Genomic DNA, 24,447 nt, shown 5'->3' with positions numbered 1-24,447 from the left:
GGCGACGGTCGCGCCTCAGGATGGTCCTAGAGCGCGCCGTGGCAATGCTTGTACTTGCGGCCCGAACCGCAGGGGCAGAGCGAGTTGCGGCCGAGCGTCGCCGCGATCTCCGGGGTGATCTCGAAATCGTCGCCGGCCGGGGCGGCGATCGCCTGCGGCACCCGGCTGCTGATGATCCCCAGCGTGCCGCCGTCGCGGTCGCCCGAATTGTCCTCGCCGGTCAGCGCGTTGACATGCTCGGTGACGAAGTCGGGCATCGGCGGCAGCTCGGCATAGTCCTGCGGCGCCATCTCGAAGCGGACATGGGCGAGGACGCGGGTCACCTCCTCGCGGATCGCGACGAGCATCCGCTCGAACAGCGCGAAGGCCTCGTGCTTATATTCGTTGATCGGCGTCTTCTGCGCATAGGCGCGCAGGTGGATGACCTGGCGCAGCGCATCGAGCGTGGCCAGATGCTCCTTCCAGTGATGGTCGAGCGTCTGAAGCAATACGCTCTTCTCGATGCCGTGCCAGCTCTGGTCGTCGATCGTCGCGCGTTTGGCGGCGATCACCGCGTCGGCCTCGGCCAGCACCTTCTCGGCCAGGATCTCGGGATCGATGCCGTCCTGGGCGATCCACTCGTCGAACGGCGGCGCGATGCCCAGCGTCTCGGCGGCGCGCAGCTTGAGCGTCTCGACGTCCCACTGCTCGGGATAGCTATGCGGCGGGCAGCAGCCGCCGACGATCGCATTGGCGGTGTCGGCGCGCATGTCGGTGACGACGTCGTCGACCGTCTCGGCATCCATGATGTCGGCGCGCTGCTCGTAGATCACCTTGCGCTGGTCGTTCATCACGTCGTCATATTCGACGACCTGCTTGCGGATGTCGTAGTTGCGCGCCTCGACCTTCTTCTGCGCGGTCTCGATCGCCTTGGAGATCCACGGGCTGACGATCGCCTCGCCGTCGGCGAGGTTCTTGTTCATCATCCGCGCGAACATCGTCTGTGGACCGAAGATGCGCAGCAGGTCGTCGTCAAGCGACAGGTAGAAGCGGCTGAGGCCCGGATCGCCCTGGCGGCCCGACCGGCCGCGCAGCTGGTTGTCGATGCGGCGGCTCTCGTGCCGCTCGGTGCCGAGCACGAACAGGCCGCCGGCGGCGAGCACCGCTTCCTTCTCGGCGACGATCTCGCCGCGGATGCGCTCGGCCGCCGCGTCGAATTCGGGTGTGCCGATCTCAAGGTCGGGATGCTCGTCGAGCATGCGGAATTCGAGGTTGCCGCCGAGCTGGATGTCGGTGCCGCGGCCCGCCATGTTGGTGGCGATCGTCACCGCGCCGAGCCGGCCGGCCTGCGCCACGATGTGCGCCTCCTGCTCGTGATAGCGGGCGTTGAGCACCTTGTGCTCGACCTTCTCATTGGTCAGGAACTCCGACAGCAGCTCCGACTTCTCGATCGACACGGTGCCGACCAGCACCGGCTGACCGCGCTCCTTGGCCTCGCGGATCGCCTGGGTGATCGCGGCGAACTTGTCGGTCATGTTCTTGTAGAATTCGTCGTCCTGATCGATCCGCCGGACCGGCAGGTTGGTCGGTATGGTGACGACGTTCATCTTGTAGATCTGGTAGAATTCATGGGCCTCGGTCGCGGCCGTGCCCGTCATGCCGCCCAGCTTGGGGTACATGCGGAAATAATTCTGGAAGGTGATCGAGGCGAGCGTCTGGTTCTCGGGCTCGATCTTCACGCCTTCCTTGGCCTCGACCGCCTGGTGCAGGCCATCCGACCAGCGCCGGCCGTCCATCATGCGGCCGGTGAACTCGTCGATGATGATGACCTTCTCGTCCTTGACGATATAGTCGGTGTCGCGCTTGAAGGCGACGTTGGCGCGCAGCGCCTGGTTCAGGTGGTGGACGACCTGGGTGTTCTCGAAAGCGTAGAGATTGCCGCCTTCGAGCAGGCCCGCCGCCTCCAGCAGCCGTTCGATCCGCTCGGTGCCGTCCTCGGTCAGCACCACCGAGCGCTGCTTCTCGTCGAACTCGTAATCGTCCTTGGTGACCTGCTTCACGATCGCGTCGACCTGCATGTACAGCTCGGACTTGTCGTCGGTCGGGCCGGAGATGATCAGCGGGGTGCGCGCCTCGTCGATCAGCACCGAATCGACCTCGTCGACCACCGCGAAGTTGAACGGCCGGTGGACCATCAGCGCGCGGTCATATTTCATGTTGTCGCGCAGATAGTCGAAGCCGAACTCGTTGTTCGTGCCGTAGGTGATGTCGGCGGCATAGGCGTCGCGCCGCTCCTGGTCCGACAGGTTGGGCACGATCACGCCGACGGTCAGGCCGAGGAAACGGTAGACCCGGCCCATCCACTCCGCGTCGCGGGTGGCGAGATAGTCGTTGACGGTGACGACGTGGACGCCCTCGCCCGGCAGCGCGTTGAGGTAGACCGCCAGCGTCGCGACCAGCGTCTTGCCCTCGCCGGTCCGCATCTCGGCGATCTCGCCGCGATGGAGGACGATGCCGCCGATCATCTGCACGTCGTAATGGCGCTGGCCGAGCACGCGGCGGGCCGCCTCGCGCACCGTGGCGAACGCCTCGGGCAGCAGCGAATCGAGCGTCTCGCCGGCGTCGAGTCGCTGGCGGAATTTGACCGTCTGGGCGGACAGCTCCTCGTCGCTCATCGCCTCGAGCGTCGGCTCGAATCCGGCGATCTTTTGCAGGATCGGGCGCAGCGACTTCACATAACGATCGTTCGACGATCCGAAGATGGCTTTGGCGAGGCCGCCGAGCATGGGCATTCCTTAAGACAAGGGCCTTGAGACAAGGGCGCGCAGGCGGCCTCGCGGCCGCCGCGCAAATGATCCCGGTGCAGATAGGTGTCGCCGCCGATTACGTCAATTCGCGGGCGTAGCGGCCTTCCCCAATCCGTCATGCCGGCGGAGGCCGGCATCTCGGGCGGCTCCTGCCTCGACCTCTTCTCTCCTCTCCCGAGATCCCGGCCTCCGCCGGGATGACGATGGAACGGAATTCCAGACGCCATATTTCAAACGTCATCCGCTCCTCCTATAGCGCGCCAGTCTTTTCCGGAGTTGTGCCATGGACCGTTCGCCGCTCGCCCCCGCCGCCTTTCCCGATCTGCCGCCGATCGCGGGCGTGCGTGTTGCGGTGGCGCGCGCGGGCTACAAGCGTTGGGACCGGGCCGACCTGACCTATGCCGCGCTCGACGAGGGCACCGTCGTCGCCGGGGTGACGACCACCAGCAAATGCCCCTCGCCCGAGGTCGAATGGTGCCGCGCCGCGTTGCCGCTCGGCCAGGCGCGCGCGCTCGTCGTCAACGCGGGCAACAGCAATGCCTTCACCGGCAATCGCGGCCGCGCCGCGGTCGAGGCGATCACCGCGCGGGTGGCGGGCGCGATCGGCTGCCGCCCGTCCGACGTGTTCGTCGCCTCGACCGGGGTGATCGGCGTGCCGCTGCCGATCGACAAGGCCGAGGCCGGGATCGACGCGGTGCTGCGCGCGCCCGAGGCGAGCTGGGAGGAGGCCGCCGCGACGATCATGACCACCGACACCTTCGCCAAGGCGGCGCGCGCCTCGGCGATGGTCGGCGGCACCCGGGTCGAGCTGGTCGGAATCGTCAAGGGGTCGGGGATGATCGCGCCCGACATGGCGACGATGCTGGGCTTCGTCTTCACCGACGCCGCGATCGCGCCCGAGCTGCTCCAGGCGATGCTGAACCGCGCCAACGCGCGGAGCTTCTCCTGCATCACCGTCGACGGCGACACCTCGACCAGCGACACCGTGCTCGCCTTCGCCACCGGCAAGGCCGGCCATGCGCGGCTGGAGACGATGGACGATCCCGGCGCCGATGCGCTGGAGGCGGCGCTGAACGAGGTCTGCCTGGAGCTTGCCCAGCTGGTCGTCCGCGACGGCGAGGGCGCATCGAAGTTCATCGCGGTCACGGTCGAGGGCGCCGAGAGCGACGCCAGCGCGCACCGCATCGCGCTGTCGATCGCCAACTCGCCGCTGGTCAAGACCGCGATCGCGGGCGAGGACGCCAATTGGGGCCGGGTGGTGATGGCGGTCGGCAAGGCGGGAGAGCCGGCCGAGCGCGACAGGCTGTCGATCCGCTTCGGCGCGACCCAGGTGGCGACCGGCGGCCTCGCGGTCGAGGGCTATGACGAGGCGCCCGTCGCCGCGCATCTCAAGGGACGCGAGATCGAGATCGGCGTCGACATCGGCCTCGGCAACGGCCGTGCGACGGTTTGGACTTGCGACCTGACCCACGGCTATATCTCGATCAACGCCGATTATCGGAGTTGAGGCTGCGGCGGGCGACCGTCCTCGGCGCAACCGTCATCCTGAACTTGTTTCAGGGTCCACCGGCGTGCAGGGATAGGCCCCGCGATCGGGAGAGACCGTGCCGCAAGGGCCTCATGGCCGGGTGGCATGGCCTGGTGGATGCTGAAACAAGTTCAGCATGACGGAGAAGGGAGCGCCTGCGCACATGTCACTGATCATCTGGGGCCGCCTCAACTCGCACAACGTCAAGAAGGTCGCGTGGCTCGCGGTCGAGGCGGGGATCCCGCACGAGCGACGCGACATCGGCGGGAGCTTCGGCTTCACCGACGCCTATCTGGCGATGAACCCCAACCGGCTGATTCCGACGATCGAGGACGATGGCTTCGTGCTGTGGGAGTCGAACGCGATCCTGCGCTATCTCGCGGCGAGGTACGCGCCCGCGCTGTGGCCCGCCGACCTGCGGGCGCGGGCGCTCGCCGACCGCTGGATGGATTGGCAGTTCGGCTATGCCGAGGCGCAGCGGGACGCCTTCATCCAGCTCGTCCGCACCGCGCCCGCCGATCGCGACGCGGCGAAGATCGCGGCGGCGGCCCGGCATGCGGGGGAGCTGATGGCGATCCTCGACGCGGCGCTGGCCGAGCGGCCCTGGCTGTCGGGCGACGATTTCGGGATCGGCGACATCCCGATGGGCGTCTATGTCCATAGCTGGTACGCGCTCGCCATCGACCGGCCGGAACGACCGCATGTCGCCGACTGGTATGCCCGGCTGCAACAGCGGCCAGGCTATGCCGACACGGTCATGATCCCGCTGAGCTGATGCCGATGCATGACCTCTATCGGCCGGTGCTCGACCTGATACAGGGCGTCGCCCGCGAGGTCATGATGCCGCGCTTCCGCAAGCTTGCCGCCGATCAGTTCGCCGAGAAGAGCCCCGGCGACTTCGTCACGATCGTCGATCGCGAATCGGAGGCGCGGCTGAGCGAGGCGCTCGGCCGGCTGCTGCCCGAGGCGCGGATCATCGGCGAGGAGGCCGCCGCGGCCGATCCGTCGATCGTCGACCGGGTCGGCGACGGCGTCGCCTGGATCATCGATCCGCTCGACGGCACCAACAATTTCACCGCAGGACACGGCCCCTTCGCGATCATGGTCGGCCTCGCCGTCGACGGGGAGCGTGAGGCGGGGTGGATCTACGATCCGGTGATCGACCGCATCGTCCACGCCGCGCGCGGGCGCGGCTGCTTCATCGATGGCGAGCGGGTGACGGCGCGCCGCTCGGACGGGCCGCCCAAGGCGGCGATCGCCACCTATTTCATGCCCGAGGACCGCCAGGCAGACGTCCGCCGCCGCGCCGAGGGCGTGCTGGAGATCGTCGACATCCCGCGCTGCGCGGGCGAGCAATATCCGCGCCTGATCCTGGGTGCCAACGATATCGCGCTGTTCGAGAAGACCCACCCCTGGGACCATGCGGCCGGGGCACTGATGCTGGAGGAGGCGGGCGGCATGATCGCCCGCGACAACGGCACGCCCTATCGCCTCGCCGACCCGCGCCATGGCGCGATCGCGGCCGGTTCGCCCGAGATGTGGGCGCTGGCCAGGGCGGTGCTGTTCGATTGAGGATCGGGCCCTCTCCCGCAAGCGGGAGAGGGAGCGAGGCTTAAAGCTCGCCTTCCAGCCAGCCCTTGAGCTGGCTCTTCGGCGCGGCGCCGACCTTGGTCGCGGTGGGCTGGCCGTTCTTGAACAGGATCATCGTCGGGATGCCGCGGACGCCGTAGCGGCCGGGGGCGTCGGGATTGTCGTCGATGTTGATCTTGGCGATCGTCACCTTCTCGCCGAGCTCGTCGGCGATCTCCTCCAGGGCCGGACCGATCATCTTGCACGGACCGCACCACTCGGCCCAGAAATCGACGAGGACGGGCTTGTCGGCACTGATGACGTCGTCATGGAAGGACGAGTCGGTGATCGCTTTGGTGGGCATGGATACGCTCCTTGGTTACGGGATCAGATGTAAGCGGGCCTGCCGGCAGTCTCAACGGCCTTGCCCCTGCTTTTGCTCCTGCCCCCTAAAGCCGGGCTTGTGCGCATCCAGCACGGCGGCGGGCAGCTCGATCAGGGTCGGGCCGGCGGTGTAGAGCAACGCCGCCGCGACCGGGCGTCCGGGGAAGATCACGCCAAGGGCTGCGGCATAGGCGCTCATCTGGCGCAGGTGATGGTCGGGCACGGCGGCGAGGTCGGCGGGCGCGCGGCGGCCGGTCTTGAAGTCGACGACGAGGATGCGGTCGGCGGCGACGAGCAGCCGGTCGACTGTGCCCGACACCACCTCCCCCGCGACCACCGCCGCGACCGGCGCTTCGGCGAGCGCGTCGGCGCCGAAGATCGCGGCGAAGCGCGGATCGGCGATGACGCGGCAGGCGTCGTCGGCCAAAGTGCGGGCGGCGGCTTCCTCCTCGACCCCGGCCGAGCCGAGCAGCCAGCGCAGCGCGGCGTCGCGGCGGCGCTCGGGATCGATGGCCGGGAGCCGCTCGAACAGCGCGTGGAGCAGCGTGCCGCGCCGGGCGGCTGCGCGCAGCGCCGCCGACGGCGGCGGATCGGGCACGTCGTCGAGCCCGAGCGACGAGGGCGCGAGCGGGCGCGGAGGGCGCGCCTCGGGCGGGGCGGGGCAGCGCAGCCAGCCGGGCTCGGCCAGCACCGGCGCGCCGCGCCTCGGCCGGGCCGGAACGGTCGTCCCCGTCGCCGCCACCGAGCCGTGATAGTGCCGCGCCTCGACCCATAGCGGGTCTTCGACGGGCGTGCAGCCGAGGCCGGCCATCGCCTGGTCGATCGCCTGATACCAGCTCGACGCCGGGGGAACGCCGCGCGCGCGGATGCCGAGCGTGCCGCCGATCACCAGATGCTCCTGCGCGCGGGTCAGCGCGACGTAGAGCAGCCGCCAATGTTCCTGCCGCTCGCGCCTGGCGAGCGCCTCGGCGTCCTTGCGCAGCGCCTCGACCATCTCGGCCTTGCGCGGGCGCAGCACCGGCACCGGTTCGGCGCCCTCCTCGATCGCCCAGTCGAGCCGCCGGTCGGGGCTGAGGTCGGGATCGGCGGTCGCGTCGGCGAGGATGACGAGCGGCGCTTCCAGCCCCTTCGATCCGTGGACGGTCATCACCCGCACCGCGTCGAGCGGGGCGGAGGGATCGCGGGTGATCTCGACGTCGCCGCGATCGAACCAGTCGAGGAAGCGCTGGAGCGTCGCGGTCGCCGTCCCTTCGAACTGGAGCGCGGCGCCGAGCAGCTCGTCGATCGGGTCGCGCGCCTCGTCGCCCAGCCGGCGCAGCAGCTTGCGGCGGCCGTCGAGCGGGCCGGTCAGCAGATGCTCGAGGAAACGATAGGGGGTGGTGAAGTCGGCGCGGGCGAGGATCTCGTCGAGCGCGGCGTTGGTCGCGGCGTCGCCCTTGGCGCGCACCGCGTCGACCAGCGGCCCGCGCCGGCCGAAGCCGACCCGGTAGAGTTCCTCCTGGCTCCAGCCGAACAGCGGCGAGACGAGCAGCGCGGCGAGGCTCAGGTCGTCCTCGCGCTGGACGGCGAAGCGGACGGCGGCGAGCAGGTCCTTGACGACGAGCGGCGCGGTCAGCCGCAGCCGGTCGACGCCCGCCACCGGCACCTTCTCGGCATGGAGCCGGGCGACGATCAGCGAGGCGAGGTCGGCGCGGCGGCGGACGAGGATCAATATATCCTCGGGCCGGATCGGGCGCTTCTTGCTCGCCAGCCACAGCCGCTCGTCGATCCAGCGCCGCACCTGTTTCGCCAGCCGGCCGGCATAGGCGCGGGTGGCGTCGTCGATGAAGCCCTCCTCGCCGTCGTCGTCGGCCGCCTCCTCGATCGACAGCGGCTTCCAAAGCGTCACCCGGCCCGGCATCGCATGGTGCGCGGCGTGGCGCTCGGCCGGGGTGAACAGGCCCATCTCCTCATGGCCGAGATCGGCGATCAGCCGGTCGACCAGTTCGAGCACGGCGGGCGCCGAGCGGAAGCTGCGGTCGAGCGACAGGTCGAGGAACTCGCGGTCGACCTGGAGCGCCTTGATCGCGAAGCCGAGCCGGGCGCGCTCGAACTCGACCGGGTCGGTGCCCTGGAAGCCGAAGATCGCCTGCTTGAAATCGCCGACGGTGAAGATGGTGCGCGGCGCCCCGCCGCGCGCGCCGGCGCCGACGAAGAATTCCTCGGCGAGCCGGCCGACGATCGCCCATTGCGCGGCATTGGTGTCCTGCGCCTCGTCGACCAGGATATGGTCGGTCTGCTGGTCGAGTTTGTAGCGCACCCAGTCGCCCATGCCGGGCTCGTCGAGCAAGCGGACGGTGGCGCGGATCAGGTCGTCGAAGTCGACCAGCCCGGCGGCGCGCTTCGCCTCGGCATAGGCCTGTGCATAGGCCTGGCCGGCGCGCAGGCCCGCGCCGATCGCGGCGGCGAGCGCGGCACGGTGGCGCCAGCCGAGCAGCCGACCGATCTGGTCGGCGAGCCGGACGCACTGGTCGGGATAGCCGGGGTCGGCCTTGAGCAGCCCGGCGGCATATTTGCGCGGCTCGAAGCTCTTCGTCAGGACGACGAACAGCACCTCCTCCAGCATCGCGGCGCGCGAGGCCGGGCCGGCCGCGAGGAAGGCGGCGATCGTGTCGGCGTCGCGCAGCCCGGTCGCGGTGCCCCAGGCGGCGTTGGTGCGGGCGACCGCCTCGAAACAGGCGAGGTCGAGGCCGGCGCAGGCCGCTTCGATCGCCTCCTCCACATCGCCGAGCGGCACGTCGAAGGCGTGACGCAGCCGGGGCTCGATCGCCCCGCGCGCGCCGAGCGCGGCCAGCGCGTCGGGCGCGCGGGCGCAGTCGAGCAGATAGGCCTCGGCCCCGCCCTCGCCAAGCCGCAGGCTGAGCGCCTGGACGTCGCGGATCAGGCCATGGTCGCCGCCGCGCGCCGCGCCGTCGAGCAGGTCGGCGAGGGTGCGGCGGGCGAGCGCGGCCTCCTCGCGCCCCTCGATCGGGCGGAAGCCGGGGGTGAGCCCCGCCTCGGCCGGGAAGCCGGCGAGCAGCGTCTGGCAGAAGGCGTGGATGGTCTGGATGCGCAGCCCGCCACCGGGCGCCTCCAGCACCCGCGCGAACAATTGCCGCGCCCGCTTCAACGCCTCGGGCCCGGCATCCTCGCCCAGTCGGGTGAGGTCCTGGGTCAGCTTGCGATCGTCCTTCTGTCCCGCCCAATGGGCGAGGCGGCGGTGGATGCGCTCGGCCATCTCGGCCGCGCCCGCCTTGGTGAAGGTGAGGCAGAGGATCGCCTCGGGCGCGGCGCCGCCGAGCAGCAGGCGCAGCACCCGCGCGGTGAGCACATGGGTCTTGCCGGTGCCGGCCGACGCCGACAGCCAGACCAGCTCGCGCGGGTCGGAGGCGGCGCGCTGCTGCGGCTGCAGCGGGTCGAGCGGCCTGAGGCGCCCGCTCATCGTCCGCCCTCCGCCTCGCCGCTGCCCCGGCCATACCATTCGTCGAGCCGCATGAGCTGGTCATAATCGGCATAGGGCGAATATTCGGGGGCGAGCTTGGCGGTGAAGGGCTCGTTCCCGGTCAGCCAGCGCTCGACCGCGCGCGCCAGGATCGCGGCGGCATGGGCGACGAAGTCCTGCGGCGCGACATGGCTCTTGCCGCCGACCGGCGAGCGGACCTGGCCGAAGGCGTCGCGGTCCTTCGCCAGCGACCAATATTCGAAGACGAGCGGCGTTCCCTCGACTCCGCCGAAGCCGCCACGATCCGCGATCAGGCCGAGCAGGCCGAGCTGCATCGCATAGCCCGCCTCGACCTGCGCCGCGCTGGGCGGCTTGCCGGTCTTGTAGTCGACGATCGCGAGGGTGCCGTCGGCGAGCCGGTCGATGCGGTCGACCTTGCCGGTCAGGGTGATGCCGGCGATCTCGGTCCGGCCGTCGAGCTCGGCGGCGATCGGGCGGCGGCCCTGCGCGCGCTCCTCACGCATCCGATCGGCGACCCAGCGCAGCGCCTCGATCAGCCGGGGTTCCCACAGCGCCTGCATCACCGGGTGGGCGGCCATCTCGCGCAGCATCGCCTCGGCGCGTGGCAGCAGCCTGTCGGGGTCGCAATCGTCCTGCTTCATCCACGCCTCGAACACGGCATGGACGGCGGTGCCGCGCCACGCCGGGGTCGGATCGGCGTCGACCGCGTCGAGCGGGCGGAGCCTGAGCATCGCGTCGGCGTAGAAGGCGAAGGGATCGGCCTGGAGCCGGTCGAGCCTGGTGACGGCGATGACGTCCGGCCGATCGGCGACGGGGGGCGCGGGTTCGGGGCGGCCGATGAAAAGACGGTCGGCCGGCCGGTCGATCGCGGCGGCCCAGTTGGGCAGGCGGTGTTCGCGGGTGATGCCGCCGGTCATCGCCTCCAGCCGCAGCCAGAAGCGCGAGGCGATGGTCGGCGCGCGGGCGTCGCGCCGGGCGCGGGTGACGATCAGCTCGGGCGCGCCGAGCGCCATCGCGAAGTCGTGCGCCGACAGGCCGATCCGGGTTTCGAGGCCAGGCAGGCCGAGCTCGGCGCGGATGCGCGGGGCGAGCCAGGGATCGGGGCTGGGCAGGGCCGGCCACACCCCCTCGTTGAGCCCGCCCAGCACCATCAGGTCGGCATGCTGGAGCCGGGCTTCGAGCAGGCCCCAGATCGACAGGCGCGGATGGCCGCCCTGCGGCGGGCGGACGGCGACCGCGTCCATCAGCAGACGCAGCGTCGGCGCGAGGCCGGCGGGATCGAAGGTGGCGGGGCCGACCGGCGCCCAGGCCTCCAGCTCGGCGACCAGGTCGGCGGCGGCGCGGCCGTCCGGGCCCGACCAGCCGGCATCGTCCGCGAGCGTGCCCATGGTTTCGCGGAGGGCTTCCAGCAAGCCACCCAGTCCCCGTTCGTCCCGAGCGGAGTCGGGGGACGTAGGCTGGGGAGAACCTGTCTCGACTTCGGCCTCTGGCCGAAGTTCATCCCGAGCGCCTGCCTTGCAGGCAGTCGAGGGGCTCGACACGAACGGCTTCTTGCTGAAGGCCGCCTCCAAGGGCTCCAGCAGCGGGCGGACCTCGTCCCACCAGCCGATCGCGGGGGCGCGGGCGCGCTTCGCATGGCCGTCGCCGTCGCGCAGATAGCGGGCGATGCCGTCGAGCCCGGCGGGCGGGCGCGGCCCGCGCAGCGCGATGTCGAGCTTGCGCGCGCCGTCGAGCCAGGCGCCGCGCGCAGCTCCCCGCCGCACCAGCGGATGCTTGAGCAGCGCCAGCAGCGGCACCGGCGCGAAACCCTCGGCCGCCGCCTCGGCGACCGCGAGGAGCAGCGTGCCGGCCGGGGTCAGCGACAGCGGCGTGCCCGCCGAATCGTCGGCGACGATCCCCCAGCGGGCGAGATGCGCGGTGACGCGGCGGGCGAGCACGCGGTCGGGCGTGACGAGCGCGGCGGTGCGGCCCGGCGTCTCGATCGCCTCGCGCAAGGCGAGCGCGATCACCTGCGCCTCCTCCGCCGGGTTGGCCAGCTCGATCGCGCGGACGCCGGTCAGCCGCCGCTCGGCCGGGGGCAGGCGGTGCCATTTGTCGGTGAAGGCGGCGGGCGCCATCGCATTGGCGATCGCCCGGGCGCGGACCGACCGCGCGTCGCGGCCCCCGCCCCAGCGCCAGGTCGCGACCTCGCCGCGGCCGACGTCCATCCGGTCGAGCAGCCGCTTCAGCGCATATTGCGGATGGCTTTCGACCGGGCGGGGCGGACGGCCGCCGTCCTCCCCGGCCTCATGCGGCCCGAGCGCCCGCCACTCCGCCTCGTCGGAGACGGTGTCGAGCCCGGGCAGCACCACCATGCCGTCGGGTAGCCGGGCGACGACGCCGAGCAGGCGGGCGACTGCCGGCGTCGTGCTGCTGATGCCCGCAGCGATCACGGCGCCGGGCGGCGGGTTACGGCGCCAGCGCCGCGCCACCCGATCGAGCAGCCGGTTGCGCCGCTCGGCCAGCTCGATCCGCCCGCGCGCCGCCAGCTCGGCGGGCCAGCGGGTCAGGATCGTATCGAGCATCGCCAGCGATCGCTGCCAATGCTCGGACAATTCGGGCAGCGAGACCAGGTCGCGCAGCCGCGCGGCGGGGATCTGCTCGATCAGCATCTGGTCGAGCGTGCGGCCGAGCTCGCCGGCCAGCCGGATCGCCTCGCCGCCGTCGATCGGATCACCCGCCGCCTGGCGCGCCTCGGCGGTGAGCCGGGCGAGGATCATCTGCCGTTCGAGCGGGTCGATCGCGGGCGGGATCGGCTCGTCCCCCTCCCCCTCCGCGTCGATCGGATCGAGCAGCCCGCCAAGCCGCTCGTCGAGCTCGGGATCGCCGATCGCGACGAGGCGCGGCAACAGCAGTCCACCTTCGGCGCGGCGGACGAAGGCGTCGCTGATCGCCCGCGCCGCGCGGTTGTTGGGCACCAGCACCACCGTCCGCGCGAGCCCCAGCGGATCGGGTCCGTGACGCGCGATCAACCCGGCCGCGAGGGCGTCGGCAAAGGCGCGGTGGGCGGGGATGGTGAAGACGGCGGGGCGGGACATCGCGGTCACTGTAGCGCTTCGTCGCGTCAGCGGAAGCCGCGCCTCACCGCCCTGTTGATCCGGTCATAACCCATGTTAACGTGCGGCCGGTTTCGTAGGGAGAGTATCATGGCGCACAAGTTCGAGATCCATAAGGACAAGGCGGGGGAATTCCGGGTCCGCTTCAAATATAACAACGAGACGATCTTCTCGACCGAAGGCTATGCCAGCAAGGCGAGCGCCCAGAACGCGATCGATTCGATCAAGAAGAACGGCCCGGACGCCCCGACCGAAGACAATAGCTGATCGTCGGCGGACGACCGAGGCGCCGGGGACGGATCAGTTCCGCCCCAGCAGCGCCTCGGTCTTGCCGATCGCGGGGGGCGTGCCGACGTCGAACCAAAGGCCCTGGTGGACCAGGCCGAAGGCGCGGCCGGCGGCGATCGCCCTTTCCCACAGCAGCATGAAGCCGAACGGCCCCTCGGGCAGGTCCGCGAACAGCCGCTTCGAGACGAGCTGGATCCCGGTATAGACGAAGGGCGCGACCTTGGCGGTGCGGCGCCGCGCGATGCGGCCGTCGCCGTCCATGTGGAAGTCGCCCATCCCGTTGTGGCAATTGGCGCGCGCCAGCGGGACGAGCAGCAGCAGCGCGTCCATCGTCGCGTCGTCCCAGCGGTCGGCCAGCAGGCTGATCGCGTCGACCGGCCCGTCGACCCACAGATTGTCGCTGTTGACGATCAGGAAGGGGTCGTCGGGGATCAGCGGCAGCGCCCGGGCGACCCCGCCTCCCGTCTCCAGCAGCAGCCCGCGCTCGTCGGAGATGCGGACGTCGAGATCGGCCGCCTTGCGCCTGAGATGCGCCTCCAGCGCATCGGCCAGATAGTGGACATTGACGACGACGCGGCCGATGCCGGCGTCGCGCAGCCGGTCGAGCACATGGTCGAGCAGCGCCTTGCCCGCCACCTCGACCAGCGGCTTGGGCCGGGTGGCGGTCAGCGGCCGCATCCGCTTGCCGAGCCCGGCGGCGAGCACCATCGCGGTGCCGATCGGCACGCGCGCCGGATTGGGGCGCAGCGACAGGGGCTTGGCGAAGCTCATATGATGTGATCCGTCCAGTGGGCGGCGCGTTGGGCCGGAGGGACGTGCGCGTCGAACCAGGCCTTCACCGGGGCCAGCGCCGGATGGGCGAGATCGCGTTCGAGATAGCCCCAGACGCGCGGCTGGAAGGCGAGGTAGCGGGGCTTGCCGTCGCGCTTCCACAGCCGGGTGAAGATGCCGAGGATCTTCGCGTTGCGCTGCGCGCCGAGCAGCGCATAGGCAGCCTCGTCGAACGGGCGACGCGCGGCATAACGCGCAATCATCGCCGCCTCGACGTCCGGCGGCACGTCGCGCCGCGCGTCCTGCAGCAGCGAAACCAGGTCATAGGCGGGGTGGCCGGCCAGCGCGTCCTGGAAATCGAGCAGGCCGAGGCTGCCGTCGCCGAGCAGCATGATATTCTCGGCATGATAGTCGCGCAGCACGCTGACCGAGCGGTCCGCCGCGATCGGCGCCAGTACCGCGTCCCAGGCGGCGGCCCAGCTCGTGGCACAGCCCTCCGCGTCGGCGTCGAGACCGACTGCCGGCATGTACCATTCGGGAAACAGACCCGCCTCGCGCTGGTACACGGCCATGTCATAGGGCGGCAGCGGCCCGGCGGCATGGCCATGCAGGTCGGCGAGCAGGTCGATCGCCTGCGCGTAGATCGGCGTCTCGGCGGCGGGGTCGGCCTCGATCGCCTCCTTCATCCGATCGTCGCCGAAATCCTCGAGCAGGATCAGCCCCGCCTCCAGGTCGCGCGCCAGCACGCGCGGCGCGCGGAAGCCGATCGCGGCGAGATGCTCGGCGACCGCCAGGAAGGGGCGGCTGTCCTCATACTCGGGTGGGGCGTCCATCAGCACGGCGCTGTCGCCGTCGCGATGGACCCGGAAATAGCGGCGGAAGCTGGCATCGCCCGCGAGCGGCCGGATATCCCCGCCGCCCCAGCCGGCACGGTCGAGGAAGGCGGGAGCGTGGGGTGGGGGGATCATGTTCGTGGCGGCCATCGGCCCTCCCATGGCGCGGGCGCCGCCCAAGTCAAGCGGCGCGCATCGGGTCCATCCCTGTCGATGGTCAGGCGCAGCGCGTCGGGCCACAGCCGGGGACCCATCCGCTCGGGCCATTCGATCAGCAGCGCGCTGTCGGCGCGCGCCTCCTCCAGCCCCAGCTCCTCGATCTCCTCGGGATCATCGATCCGGTAGAGGTCGACATGCCAGAGCGGCAGGCCGAGCTCGGGCGGCGCATAGGGGATGACGATCGGGAAGCTCGGCGAGGGCACCTCGCCCGCGAAGCCGAGCGCATGAAGCAGCCCGCGCGCGAAGCAGGTCTTGCCCGCGCCGAGATCGCCGCTCAGCGCGACCACGTCGCCGGGGCGAAGCACCGCCGCGAGCGCCGCGCCCGCGGCGGCGGTCGCTTCGGGGCCGTCGAGGTGCAGCGAATGCTCCGTCATGCCTTCCCGTGGCTCACGCATGGCCATGCTCGCCATGGCGGCGCGGCAGGTGGATCGTCACGGTGGTGCCGCGGCCGGGTTCGCTCTCCAGTGCGATCGAGCCGCCATGCGCCTCGACGAGCTGGCGGGTCAGCGGCAGGCCGATGCCGATCAGCTGCTTGCCCTCGTCGTTGCTCGCGTCGATGCGCGGATAGGCGTCGAAGATGCCGGCGCGCTGGGCGGCGTCCATGCCGGGGCCGGTGTCGGACACGACCCAGACGATCATGTCGTCATCGCCGTGGACGCGGATCGTTACCCGGCCCTGCGGCGGGGTATAGGCGATCGCGTTGTTGAGCAGATGGTCGGCGATCTGGCGCAGCCGGCGCGGATCGCCGCGGATCTCGCCCAACCCCGGTTCGACGTCGACGAGGAGCTGGAGCGGTTTGCCCTCGGCGGCGGGACGGGCGGCGGCGACCGCCCCGGTGAGCAGCACCCCCATGTCGACCTGCTCCTCGGACAGCGGCAGGTTGCCGGCGGCGCCCTGGGTGAGATCCAGCACGTCCTCGACCAGCGAGCCGAGCCGGCCGACCGAGGCGAGGATCGCCTTGACATATTCCTGGGCGATCGCCGGCAGCTCGCCTGCATAGCCGCCGTCGAGCAGCTCCGCGAAGCCCGCGATCGAGGTCAGCGGCACGCGCAGCTCGTAGCTCATATTGGCAACGAAGGCCGTCTTGAGCTTGTCGGCCTCCTCGAGCGCGTCGGCGCGTCCGCGCAGCGCTTCCTCGATCCCGCGCGAGGCGGTGATGTCGAGCAGGGTGAACAGCGCGTTGCCGTCGGGCAGCGGCACCACCGCGAAGTCGAAATAGCGGCCGTCGGCGAGCGCCATCCGGCCGGTGCGCGCCTGCCGGTCGACCGTCGCGATGCGGACCAGGTCGCGCAGCAGCTGCGCGCGCGACGGATCGGCCAGCTTGGCCGCGACCAGTTCGACCATCGCGTCGACGCGGAGATTCTGGGCCAGGTCGGCCTCCGACAGGCCCCATATGTCGCGGAAGCTCTGGTTCCAGATGTGGAGTCGGCCGTCGGAGGCGAACACGCCGATCGCCTCGAACAGATTCTCGAAGGTCGCGGCACGGACGCGCAGCAGCGTGTCGCGCGCGCTGGACAGCTGGACCTGTTCGGTGCGGTCCTCGAAGAACAGCAGCAGGCCGCCATTGGGCAGTGGCTGGGCGACGACGCGCAGATGCTGGCCGCCGGGGATCGTCCAGTTCTCCTCGACCGCGTCGACCGCGTTGAACCAGGCGCGGCGCTCGGCCTTCCAGCCGGGGAAATCGCGTGCCTCGGGCAGGCGCTGGGTCTCGCGCATCCGTTCGAGCACGCGATCGAACTCGGGATGGTCCGACATCCATTCGGGCAGCAGCGAGAAGAATTGCAGGAAGGGCTGGTTGCAGAAGATCAGGTTGCGGTCGGGCCCGAACTGCGCGACCCCGGCCGACAACCGGTCGAACAGCTCGCGCTGCGCTTCCTGGAAACGGCCGAGCTCGCCGCGCGTTTGTTCGAGATCCTGGATGTCGAAGGCGTAGCCGGCGACGCCATGCTCGCCCATCGGCACGTCGACGATCCGCATCGTCCGCCGCTGTCCGCCCAGCGTGACGGGGACGACATGGGTCTTGATGCGGCCGCTGTCGCGTGCCGCCAGCGCCGTCGCGCGCGGGGCGCGGCCATCGGCCGAATCGACCAGCTCGACCCCGTTGGTCACGACCTCCTCGGCGCTCTCGCCTTCGACCGCGGCGACATAGGCGGAGTTGACCAGTGCCAGCTTCAGGTCGGGGCCGCGGTGCCACATCGGGAAGGGTGCCGCCTCGATCAGCGCGAGGCAGCTGTCGAGCGCGTCGCTGACCGCCTGGCCCTCGGCCGACAGCCGGGCGATGGTGCGTTCGGCCTCGGTGTTGTCGAACAGCCAGACGATCACGCCGTCGCCGATCGCGGGCGGCGACGGCCGGCCGCGCGCGAGCAGCACCCGATCTGTCCCCGCAAGGCGGAGCACCCGTTCGAACGGACGCCCGGCCTGGTTGGCGGCGGCGATGTCGGCGGCCAACCCCTCGGCGTCGACCACCGAGATGCCGCCTCCGTCCTGCCCCGCCACGCCCTGTCCGGCCATGTCGTTGATCGTCGCGGGCGGGACGGGCAGGCCGAGCCAATGGGCGAGCCGGGGATCGGCGCCGATCCGGCCGTCGAGCCCGACGCGGAAGGGAACCGCCGGCGCGCTGGCGAGCAGTGCCCCCTGCCGCTCGATATCGCGTGCGCGGGTCTTGGCGATCACGTCGCGCCGCAGCCCCATGATGATCGACGCGACGGCGGCGGCCACCCACAGCGCGACGATGATCGCGAGCATGAGGGCGGCGACCGGATCGAGCTGGATCATCTGCGACATGGCGACGCTTCTAGAGCGGGATCATGGAAGGCGCGAGCGGGGAAATGCCTCTCTCAAACGTCATCCCGGCGAAAGCCGGGATGACGGGGCAGAGCGACGGTGGAGGCGAGCGGCGTCCGCCCGCCTCCACCGGTCGATCAGTAGCGGTAATGGTCGGGCTTGAACGGCCCTTCGGTGGTGACGCCGATATAGCTCGCCTGCTTGGGGGTGAGCTTGGTCAGCTTGACGCCGAGCTTGTCGAGGTGAAGCGCGGCGACCTTCTCGTCGAGATGCTTGGGCAGGACGAACACCTCGTTGCCATATTGGCCCTGCTTGGTGAACAGCTCGATCTGCGCGAGCACCTGGTTGGTGAAGCTCGACGACATCACGAAGCTGGGATGGCCGGTGGCGCAGCCCAGATTGACCAGGCGGCCCTTGGCGAGGATCAGGATCTGCTTGCCGTCCGGGAACTCGACCAGGTCGGTGCCCGGCTTGATCTCGGTCCACTTGTAGTTGCTGAGCGCCGCGATCTGGATCTCGCTGTCGAAGTGGCCGATGTTGCAGACGATCGCCATCGGCTTCATCGCCTTCATGTGCTCGGCGGTGATCACGTCCTCGTTGCCGGTCGCGGTGACGAAGATGTCGGCGCGGGTCACCGCTTCCTCCATCGTCACCACCTCATAGCCCTCCATCGCCGCCTGCAGCGCGCAGATCGGGTCGATCTCGGTGACCAGCACGCGGGCGCCGCCGTTGCGCAGCGAAGCTGCGGAACCCTTGCCGACGTCGCCGAAGCCCGCGACGCAGGCGATCTTGCCGGCCAGCATCACGTCGGTCGCGCGGCGGATCGCGTCGACCAGCGATTCCTTGCAGCCGTAGAGATTGTCGAACTTCGACTTGGTGACGCTGTCGTTGACGTTGATCGCCGGGAAGGGCAGCTCACCCTTCTTGGCGATCTCGTAGAGGCGGTGGACGCCGGTGGTGGTTTCTTCCGACACGCCGCGGATCGCCTTGACGCTCTCGGTCAGGTAGCCGGGCTTGGCGGCGACGAACGCCTTGAGCGCGCGCTGGAACTCGATCTCCTCGGCATTGCCGGGCTCGCCCAGCGTGGCGCCGGCTTCGAGCTTCGCGCCCCACAGCGCGAACATCGTCGCGTCGCCGCCGTCGTCGAGGATCATATTGGCGGTGGTGCCGTCGCCCCAGTCGAAGATACGGCCGACATAGTCCCAATAATCGGCCAGCGTCTCGCCCTTGATCGCGAACACCGGGATGCCGCGCGCCGCGATCGCCGCCGCCGCATGGTCCTGAGTCGAGAAGATGTTGCAGGTCGCCCAGCGCACGTCGGCGCCCAGCTCGACCAGCGTCTCGATCAGCACCGCGGTCTGGATCGTCATGTGCAGCGATCCGGTGATCCGCGCGCCCTTCAGCGGTTTCGATGCGCCATATTCGGCGCGGAGCGCCATCAGGCCCGGCATCTCCGTCTCGGCAATCTCGATCTCGCGGCGGCCGAACTCGGCCAGGCCCAGATCGGCAACAACATAGTCCTTCGTTTCGCTCGCAACGGCGGTGGCCACGGGCTTCTCCTTCGGGAATGGGGCAGCCGGCCGTGCCGGCGGCAATGCCCGGCGCAATAGCCCGGCAGGCCTTTCGATGCAAATATAAAGATATCTTTATATGCGTGCCCCTCGCGGGGGAGGACGCGCTCAGGCCTGGCCGCTGGTGGCGGCCAGCAGGCGCGGATCGATCCCGGCGGAACGCATCGCGGCTTCCCAGCGGCGGGGCGGCTGGTGGTCGAAGATCAGCCCATCCTCGCCGCGAGTCGCGAGCCAGCCATGGCGGCGCATCTCGCCGTCGAGCTGGCCCTCGCCCCAGCCGGCATAGCCGAGCGCGACCAGCCAGCGCGCGGGGCCCTTGCCCTCCGCGATGGCGCGCAGCACGTCGAGCGTCGAGGTCAGGCACCAGCGGTCCTCGACCAGCAGGCTGTCCTCGCCCAGCCAGTCGGTGCTGTGCAGGACGAAGCCGCGCCGCTGCTCGACCGGCCCGCCGAGCAGGATGTCGCAGTCGGGGGCGATGCCGGGATCAACGTCGAGCTGCTCGAGCAGCCCGTGCAGGGTGATGCCGGGCATGACCCGGTCGACGCCGACACCGAGCGCGCCATTCTCGTCATGCGCGCACATCGCGATCACCGCCTTCTCGAAGCGCGGGTCGCCGATGCCGGGCATGGCGAGCAGCAACTGCCCGCGGAGAGAGGCTGGCGCATCCATCGCTTATGCATATAGCTTGCCGCCATGACGACGCAAAGCAGCGAGCGCCGCCCGGCGGCCGTCACCGTGGTGATCCCCGCCTATCGCGTCGGCGTGATGCTGCACGACGCGATCGATTCGGTGCTGGCGCAGGACCGGACCGACTGGGAGATCGTCGTCATCGACGACGGCGATCGGGACGCGGCGGCACATGTCGCGCCCTATCTGGCCGATCCGCGCATCCGTTTCCTCGAAACCGACAATGGCGGTCCCTCGACCGCCCGCAACCGCGCGATGGCGACGGTGACGACCCCCTATGTGGCGCTGCTCGACGGCGACGACGTCTATGAGCCCGACTTCCTGTCCTCGATGATCGCCGCGCTCGAGGCGTCGCCGCGGATCGGCTTCGTCACCAGTGACGCAACCTTCTTCGGTGCCGACCGCGAGGGCGAGCTGTTCTCCACTTATTGCCCGCAGCAGCTTCCCGCGACGCTCGACCGCGTGCTGCGGCGCGAGTTCAACATCTTCGGCCTGACCGTGATGCGGCGCGAGGCGATCATGGGGATCGGCGGCTTCGACACGAGCATCATCTCGTCGGAGGATTTCGACGGCTGGATTCGGCTGCTCGAGGCGGGCTGGGAGCTGGCCTATGTGCCGCGGCCGATCGTCCGCTACCGCCGCCGGGCGAACCAGGCGTCGCGCAATTCGGGCGGGATGCTGCGCACCGCGCTGACCGTGACCCAGCGGGCACGCGAGCGGCTCGCCGGCCGCCCCGAGGCGAAGGCGGCCGAGGAGATGTGCGATCGCATCGCGCGCCAGATCATGATCGATGACGCCTTCACCGACCTGGAGCAGGGGCGGGTGAAGGCGGCGCTGGCGGGCTTCGACCGGGCGGGCCCCGACCTGCTCGGCCCGCGCTGGCGCAGGGCGCTGCGCGTCATCCGGGTCGCGCCGTTTCTCGCACCGCTGCTGCTCAGGCTCCGCAAGCATGTCTAGCGCATGTCGCTTCCGCCCATCTCTCCGCCATGCCCGCGAAAGCGGGAATCCACGGTCACGGAGCACCCGGTCTCCTGCGGGCCGCCGTCCATGGATTCCCGCTCTCGCGGGCATGACGATGGAGATCGGTCCGGCTGCCATGCATGGAATTTCGGATGGCAGGGTGCTAGTCCGACGCCGGTGGGGCAATTTGTGAGCCATATCCGTCAGCAGGCCGGGTCATCCGGAACGGCGGGCATGGACGATGGCAGGGGCCGCATCCTGCTCGTCACCAACGTCATGCCGCCGCTCGTCGGCGGGACGCCGACGCTCTACGACCGCCTTGCCCGCTATGCCGCGCCGCGCATCCAGGTGCTGAGCGCGCGGCGCGACCCCGATCTCGCCAGGCCGATCCCGGGATGGCGCGAGAGCGACGCCGGCCGCGCCTATCCGATCCGGCGCATCCCCTGGCTGCGCCCGCCGCGCATCGAGCATATCCGACGGCGGATCGGCCTGCTCGACCTGGTGGCGATCGACCTGCCGGTGATGCTGTTCGTGTTCTGCGCGGTGGTGATCGAGGCGATCCGGTCGCGCGCGAAGGCGATCGTCGTCTGCGAACTGCACGGGCTCGGCTGGCTCGCCATCCTGCTGTCGCTGCTGACGCCGTGGCGCGTCGTCATCTACACCCATGGCGAGGAGGTGGTGCAGGCGAGCTACAACCGGCTGGCGCGGCTGCGCGGGCTGGCGCTGCGCGCCGCCGACGTGGTGGTGACGGTGTCGAGCTTCACCCGCGACCGGCTGATCGGCGACTTCGGCGTGGCGCCCGAGCGCATCCGCCTCGTCGTCAACGGCGTCGACCTCGAACGCTTCACGCCCGGCACGGCCAATGAGCCGTTCATCCTCAGCGTCGGCCGACTGGTCGAGCGCAAGGGCTTTGACCGGCTGATCGACGCTTTCGCGCTCGTCGCCCCCGAATTCCCCACCTATCGGCTCAAGATCGCCGGCCATGGCGCCGACGAGGCCGCGCTCAAGGTGCGGGCGGCGGCCAGCGGGGCCGCCGACCGGATCGATTTCCTCGGCGGGGTCGACGACGATGCGTTGACCGACCTCTATCGGCGCTGCACCTTCTTCATCATGCCGAACCGGACGCTGGCCGACGGCGACACCGAGGGCTTCGGGCTGGTCTTCCTGGAGGCCAACGCCTGCGGCAAGGCGGTGATCGGCGGGCGTGCCGGCGGCGTCACCGACGCGGTGATCGACGGCGAGACCGGGCTGCTGGTCGACGGCTACGACGTCGACGACATCGCCGGCGCGATCCGCCGGCTGCTGGGCGACGAGGCCTTTCGGACGCGGCTGGCCGAGGGTGGACTCGCGCATGCCCGCGCGCATGGCTGGTCATGGGTGACCGCGAATTTCATCGACGCGGCGCTTGGCCCGTCGAGCAGCGACAGCAAGGGAGAAGGATGATGACGATCGCGGTGGGAGAGCGGGTGCCCGAGGCCAGCTTCATGACGATGACGAGCGAGGGACCGAAGCCGGTCGCGAGCGGCGACCTGTTCGCTGGCCGCAAGGTCGCGCTCTTTTCGGTCCCCGGGGCGTTCACCCCGACCTGCTCGGCCAAGCATTTGCCGGGCTATGTCGACAAGGCCGACGAGATTCGCGCCAGGGGCGTCGACGAGATCGTCTGCACCGCGGTCAACGATGCCTTCGTGATGGGGGCCTGGGGCGCCTCCGCCGGCGCCGACGGCAAGGTCAGCATGCTCGCCGACGGCAATGGCGACTTCGTCCGGGCGCTGGGGCTGGAGATGGACGCGCGCGGCGCCGGCATGGGCGTGCGCGGCCAGCGTTTCTCGATGCTGGTCGAGGACGGCGTCGTCACCCGCCTCAACGTCGAGGAGCCCCGCGAATATAAGGTGAGCAGCGCGGAGCATCTCCTCGGCCAGCTCTAGGATGTGTGGGGATTCAGCCCGTGGCGGGCTGAATCCCCACACATCCTAACATCATTGTCATCGATTTCCGGCACAAGACAACAAGGAGAACAGATTGCCGTCCACGCAAAGCCTGCAACTCGTCGAACAGCTCGATGCGCTCTACCGCGAGTCGGTCGCGCGGCTGCGCGCCGCGCTGACCCACTATATACGGACCGGCGAACGGCCCGATCCGGCGATGCGCCGCGACGGCGCCTTCGCCTATCCCGAGATCCGACTGCGCTATGAAGGCGGCCGCGATCCGGGGCCGCTCGGCCGCTCATTCGGCCGGCTCCAGCAGCCTGGCGATTATGCGATCGCGGTCACCCAGCCCGCCTTGTTCGCGCCCTATCTCGCCCAGCAGATCGACCTGCTGATCGCGGATTACGGCGTGCGGGTGGAGGCCGGGGTCGGCACCACCGAGATACCCTATAATTACGTGCTCGACGCGGGCGACGACCTTGACCTGACTGGCGCCTCGCCGGTCGAGCTCTCGCGCATCTTCCCCTCGACGATATTGTCGCAGATCGGCGATGAGCTGGCCGACGGGCTGTGGATGCAGGCCGACGGGGCCCCCCGGCCGCTGGCGCTGTTCGATGCGCCGAGGGTCGACTTCAGCCTCGCCCGGCTGCGCCATTATACCGGCACGCCGCCCGGCCATGTGCAGGACTATATCCTGTTCACCAACTATCACCGCTATGTCGACGAGTTCGTGCATTGGGCGATCGACCAGCTCGACAAGGACGGCCGCTACACGATGCTGAGCGGCGCCGGCGGGGTCGAAATCCGGCGCGGCGATCCCGATCCGCGTCAGGCGATCGCCGACAGCGCGTGGCGCAAGCACCAGATGCCCGCCTATCACCTGGTCGCGCCCGACCGGTCGGGTATCACCCTGGTCAATATCGGCGTCGGCCCGTCCAACGCCAAGACGATCACCGACCATCTGGCGGTGATGCGGCCGGCGGCCTGGCTGATGATCGGCCATTGCGGCGGGTTGCGTCCCAGCCAGCGGATCGGCGACTATGTGCTGGCGCACGCCTATCTGCGCGACGACCATGTCCTCGACAGCGTGCTGCCGCCCGAAATCCCGATCCCGGCGATCGCCGAGGTGCAGCAGGCGCTGACCCGCGCCGCCGAGATCGTCTCGGGCCAGAGCATGGAGCAGCTCAAGCTCCGGATGCGCACCGGCACCGTCGTGACCTCGGACGACCGCAACTGGGAACTGCGCTACACCGCTTCGGCGCTGCGCTTCAGCCAGAGCCGCGCGGTCGCGATCGACATGGAATCGGCGACGCTGGCAGCGCAGGGCTATCGCTTCCGCGTCCCCTACGGCACGCTGCTGTGCGTGTCGGACAAGCCGATCCACGGCGAGATCAAGCTGCCGGGCCAGGCCAACCGCTTCTACGAGCGGGCGATCGCCGAGCATCTCCAGATCGGCATCGCCGCGGTCGACCAGCTCCGCGGCGAGGGCACCCGCCTCCACAGCCGCAAGCTGCGCGCCTTCGACGAGCCGCCGTTTCGTTGAGCTGATCCGGCTGACGCCGGATA

18 protein-coding genes are annotated in these 24,447 nt (G+C 70.2%); 8 read left to right on the top strand and 10 right to left on the bottom strand.

The window, feature by feature from the left end; genetic code table 11:
- Window positions 1-26: 26 nt before the first annotated feature.
- Window positions 27-2,765: a preprotein translocase subunit SecA gene (gene secA, locus B5X82_RS12895; protein WP_079648568.1), complete on the bottom strand. Its 2,739-nt coding sequence runs from the start codon at window positions 2,763-2,765 to the stop codon at window positions 27-29.
- A 304-nt stretch (window positions 2,766-3,069) separates the two neighbouring features.
- Here secA and argJ point away from each other — a divergent pair, with 304 nt between their 5' ends.
- The 3 genes from argJ (at window position 3,070) to B5X82_RS12875 (ending at window position 5,886) form a co-directional block, all read left to right on the top strand.
- Window positions 3,070-4,293 (top strand): bifunctional glutamate N-acetyltransferase/amino-acid acetyltransferase ArgJ, encoded by a 1,224-nt coding sequence (gene argJ / locus B5X82_RS12885; RefSeq protein ID WP_079648566.1) that lies wholly within the window; start codon window positions 3,070-3,072, stop codon window positions 4,291-4,293.
- 184 nt (window positions 4,294-4,477) lie between these two features.
- The gene (locus B5X82_RS12880) at window positions 4,478-5,089 is read left to right on the top strand and encodes a glutathione S-transferase family protein (RefSeq protein ID WP_079648565.1); all 612 of its coding nucleotides are present in this window, start codon (window positions 4,478-4,480) and stop codon (window positions 5,087-5,089) included.
- Window positions 5,089-5,886: an inositol monophosphatase family protein gene (locus B5X82_RS12875; RefSeq protein WP_079648564.1), complete on the top strand. Its 798-nt coding sequence runs from the start codon at window positions 5,089-5,091 to the stop codon at window positions 5,884-5,886. Before B5X82_RS12880 ends, B5X82_RS12875 begins: the two co-directional genes overlap by 1 nt.
- 40 nt (window positions 5,887-5,926) lie before the next feature.
- Here the strand turns inward: B5X82_RS12875 and trxA are convergent, their stop codons facing one another.
- Genes trxA through addB form a run of 3 tightly spaced genes read right to left on the bottom strand, consistent with a single transcriptional unit; the run spans window position 5,927 to window position 12,825 of the window.
- Entirely contained in the window at window positions 5,927-6,247 is a 321-nt protein-coding gene (gene trxA, locus B5X82_RS12870; protein ID WP_047168959.1) for a thioredoxin TrxA, read from the bottom strand.
- A 51-nt stretch (window positions 6,248-6,298) separates the two neighbouring features.
- Entirely contained in the window at window positions 6,299-9,727 is a 3,429-nt protein-coding gene (gene addA / locus B5X82_RS12865) for a double-strand break repair helicase AddA (RefSeq protein WP_079648563.1), read from the bottom strand.
- Window positions 9,724-12,825, bottom strand: coding sequence for a double-strand break repair protein AddB (gene addB / locus B5X82_RS12860; RefSeq protein ID WP_079648765.1), 3,102 nt, complete (start codon window positions 12,823-12,825; stop codon window positions 9,724-9,726). The genes addA and addB overlap by 4 nt, the downstream gene beginning before the upstream one ends.
- A gap of 108 nt (window positions 12,826-12,933) precedes the next feature.
- Here addB and B5X82_RS12855 point away from each other — a divergent pair, with 108 nt between their 5' ends.
- Entirely contained in the window at window positions 12,934-13,110 is a 177-nt protein-coding gene (locus tag B5X82_RS12855) for a YegP family protein (protein WP_079648562.1), read from the top strand.
- Between the two features lie 33 nt (window positions 13,111-13,143).
- Here the strand turns inward: B5X82_RS12855 and B5X82_RS12850 are convergent, their stop codons facing one another.
- The 6 genes from B5X82_RS12850 to B5X82_RS12825 all read right to left on the bottom strand — a co-directional run bounded on the left by B5X82_RS12850 (window position 13,144) and on the right by B5X82_RS12825 (window position 19,978).
- Window positions 13,144-13,902: a nucleotidyltransferase family protein gene (locus tag B5X82_RS12850; protein ID WP_079648561.1), complete on the bottom strand. Its 759-nt coding sequence runs from the start codon at window positions 13,900-13,902 to the stop codon at window positions 13,144-13,146.
- Complete coding sequence (locus B5X82_RS12845; protein ID WP_079648764.1) at window positions 13,899-14,870, bottom strand: aminoglycoside phosphotransferase family protein; 972 nt, start codon at window positions 14,868-14,870, stop codon at window positions 13,899-13,901. Before B5X82_RS12845 ends, B5X82_RS12850 begins: the two co-directional genes overlap by 4 nt.
- Complete coding sequence (gene tsaE / locus B5X82_RS12840) at window positions 14,867-15,328, bottom strand: tRNA (adenosine(37)-N6)-threonylcarbamoyltransferase complex ATPase subunit type 1 TsaE (protein WP_079648560.1); 462 nt, start codon at window positions 15,326-15,328, stop codon at window positions 14,867-14,869. Before tsaE ends, B5X82_RS12845 begins: the two co-directional genes overlap by 4 nt.
- A gap of 13 nt (window positions 15,329-15,341) precedes the next feature.
- A complete protein-coding gene (locus B5X82_RS12835) occupies window positions 15,342-17,738 on the bottom strand; it encodes a sensor histidine kinase (protein WP_079648559.1) in 2,397 nt (798 codons plus the stop codon).
- A gap of 137 nt (window positions 17,739-17,875) precedes the next feature.
- Window positions 17,876-19,288 (bottom strand): adenosylhomocysteinase, encoded by a 1,413-nt coding sequence (gene ahcY / locus B5X82_RS12830; protein WP_079648558.1) that lies wholly within the window; start codon window positions 19,286-19,288, stop codon window positions 17,876-17,878.
- A gap of 129 nt (window positions 19,289-19,417) precedes the next feature.
- Window positions 19,418-19,978 (bottom strand): YqgE/AlgH family protein, encoded by a 561-nt coding sequence (locus tag B5X82_RS12825; protein WP_079648557.1) that lies wholly within the window; start codon window positions 19,976-19,978, stop codon window positions 19,418-19,420.
- Window positions 19,979-20,002: 24 nt separating this feature from the next.
- On the opposite strand from B5X82_RS12825, the gene B5X82_RS12820 reads away from it, so the two are divergent.
- The 4 genes from B5X82_RS12820 to B5X82_RS12805 all read left to right on the top strand — a co-directional run bounded on the left by B5X82_RS12820 (window position 20,003) and on the right by B5X82_RS12805 (window position 24,424).
- Window positions 20,003-20,953, top strand: a complete 951-nt coding sequence (locus tag B5X82_RS12820) for a glycosyltransferase family 2 protein (protein WP_079648556.1) — start codon at window positions 20,003-20,005, stop codon at window positions 20,951-20,953.
- 237 nt (window positions 20,954-21,190) lie between these two features.
- Window positions 21,191-22,399 (top strand): glycosyltransferase family 4 protein, encoded by a 1,209-nt coding sequence (locus B5X82_RS12815; RefSeq protein WP_079648555.1) that lies wholly within the window; start codon window positions 21,191-21,193, stop codon window positions 22,397-22,399.
- Window positions 22,399-22,881 carry a peroxiredoxin gene (locus B5X82_RS12810; protein WP_079648554.1) on the top strand — a complete coding sequence of 161 codons (483 nt, stop codon included), beginning with the start codon at window positions 22,399-22,401 and terminating at the stop codon, window positions 22,879-22,881. The genes B5X82_RS12815 and B5X82_RS12810 overlap by 1 nt, the downstream gene beginning before the upstream one ends.
- A 94-nt stretch (window positions 22,882-22,975) precedes the next feature.
- The gene (locus B5X82_RS12805; RefSeq protein WP_079648553.1) at window positions 22,976-24,424 is read left to right on the top strand and encodes an AMP nucleosidase; all 1,449 of its coding nucleotides are present in this window, start codon (window positions 22,976-22,978) and stop codon (window positions 24,422-24,424) included.
- Window positions 24,425-24,447: the final 23 nt, after the last annotated feature.

This window comes from Rhizorhabdus histidinilytica (genome assembly GCF_900167915.1).
Classification (GTDB): Bacteria; Pseudomonadota; Alphaproteobacteria; order Sphingomonadales; family Sphingomonadaceae; genus Rhizorhabdus; species Rhizorhabdus histidinilytica.
This window is presented reverse-complemented; position numbering and strand designations above follow the sequence as displayed.

Excerpts from the sequence above, each read along its gene's own strand:
- secA (WP_079648568.1), bottom strand. The coding sequence starts at position 2,765 with ATGCTCGGCGGCCTCGCCAAAGCCATCTTCGGATCGTCGAACGATCGT.
- argJ (WP_079648566.1), top strand. The coding sequence starts at position 3,070 with ATGGACCGTTCGCCGCTCGCCCCCGCCGCCTTTCCCGATCTGCCGCCG.
- B5X82_RS12880 (WP_079648565.1), top strand. The coding sequence starts at position 4,478 with ATGTCACTGATCATCTGGGGCCGCCTCAACTCGCACAACGTCAAGAAG.
- B5X82_RS12875 (WP_079648564.1), top strand. The coding sequence starts at position 5,089 with ATGCCGATGCATGACCTCTATCGGCCGGTGCTCGACCTGATACAGGGC.
- trxA (WP_047168959.1), bottom strand. The coding sequence starts at position 6,247 with ATGCCCACCAAAGCGATCACCGACTCGTCCTTCCATGACGACGTCATC.
- addA (WP_079648563.1), bottom strand. The coding sequence starts at position 9,727 with ATGAGCGGGCGCCTCAGGCCGCTCGACCCGCTGCAGCCGCAGCAGCGC.
- addB (WP_079648765.1), bottom strand. The coding sequence starts at position 12,825 with ATGTCCCGCCCCGCCGTCTTCACCATCCCCGCCCACCGCGCCTTTGCC.
- B5X82_RS12855 (WP_079648562.1), top strand. The coding sequence starts at position 12,934 with ATGGCGCACAAGTTCGAGATCCATAAGGACAAGGCGGGGGAATTCCGG.
- B5X82_RS12850 (WP_079648561.1), bottom strand. The coding sequence starts at position 13,902 with ATGAGCTTCGCCAAGCCCCTGTCGCTGCGCCCCAATCCGGCGCGCGTG.
- B5X82_RS12845 (WP_079648764.1), bottom strand. The coding sequence starts at position 14,870 with ATGATCCCCCCACCCCACGCTCCCGCCTTCCTCGACCGTGCCGGCTGG.
- tsaE (WP_079648560.1), bottom strand. The coding sequence starts at position 15,328 with ATGACGGAGCATTCGCTGCACCTCGACGGCCCCGAAGCGACCGCCGCC.
- B5X82_RS12835 (WP_079648559.1), bottom strand. The coding sequence starts at position 17,738 with ATGTCGCAGATGATCCAGCTCGATCCGGTCGCCGCCCTCATGCTCGCG.
- B5X82_RS12825 (WP_079648557.1), bottom strand. The coding sequence starts at position 19,978 with ATGGATGCGCCAGCCTCTCTCCGCGGGCAGTTGCTGCTCGCCATGCCC.
- B5X82_RS12820 (WP_079648556.1), top strand. The coding sequence starts at position 20,003 with ATGACGACGCAAAGCAGCGAGCGCCGCCCGGCGGCCGTCACCGTGGTG.
- B5X82_RS12815 (WP_079648555.1), top strand. The coding sequence starts at position 21,191 with ATGGACGATGGCAGGGGCCGCATCCTGCTCGTCACCAACGTCATGCCG.
- B5X82_RS12810 (WP_079648554.1), top strand. The coding sequence starts at position 22,399 with ATGACGATCGCGGTGGGAGAGCGGGTGCCCGAGGCCAGCTTCATGACG.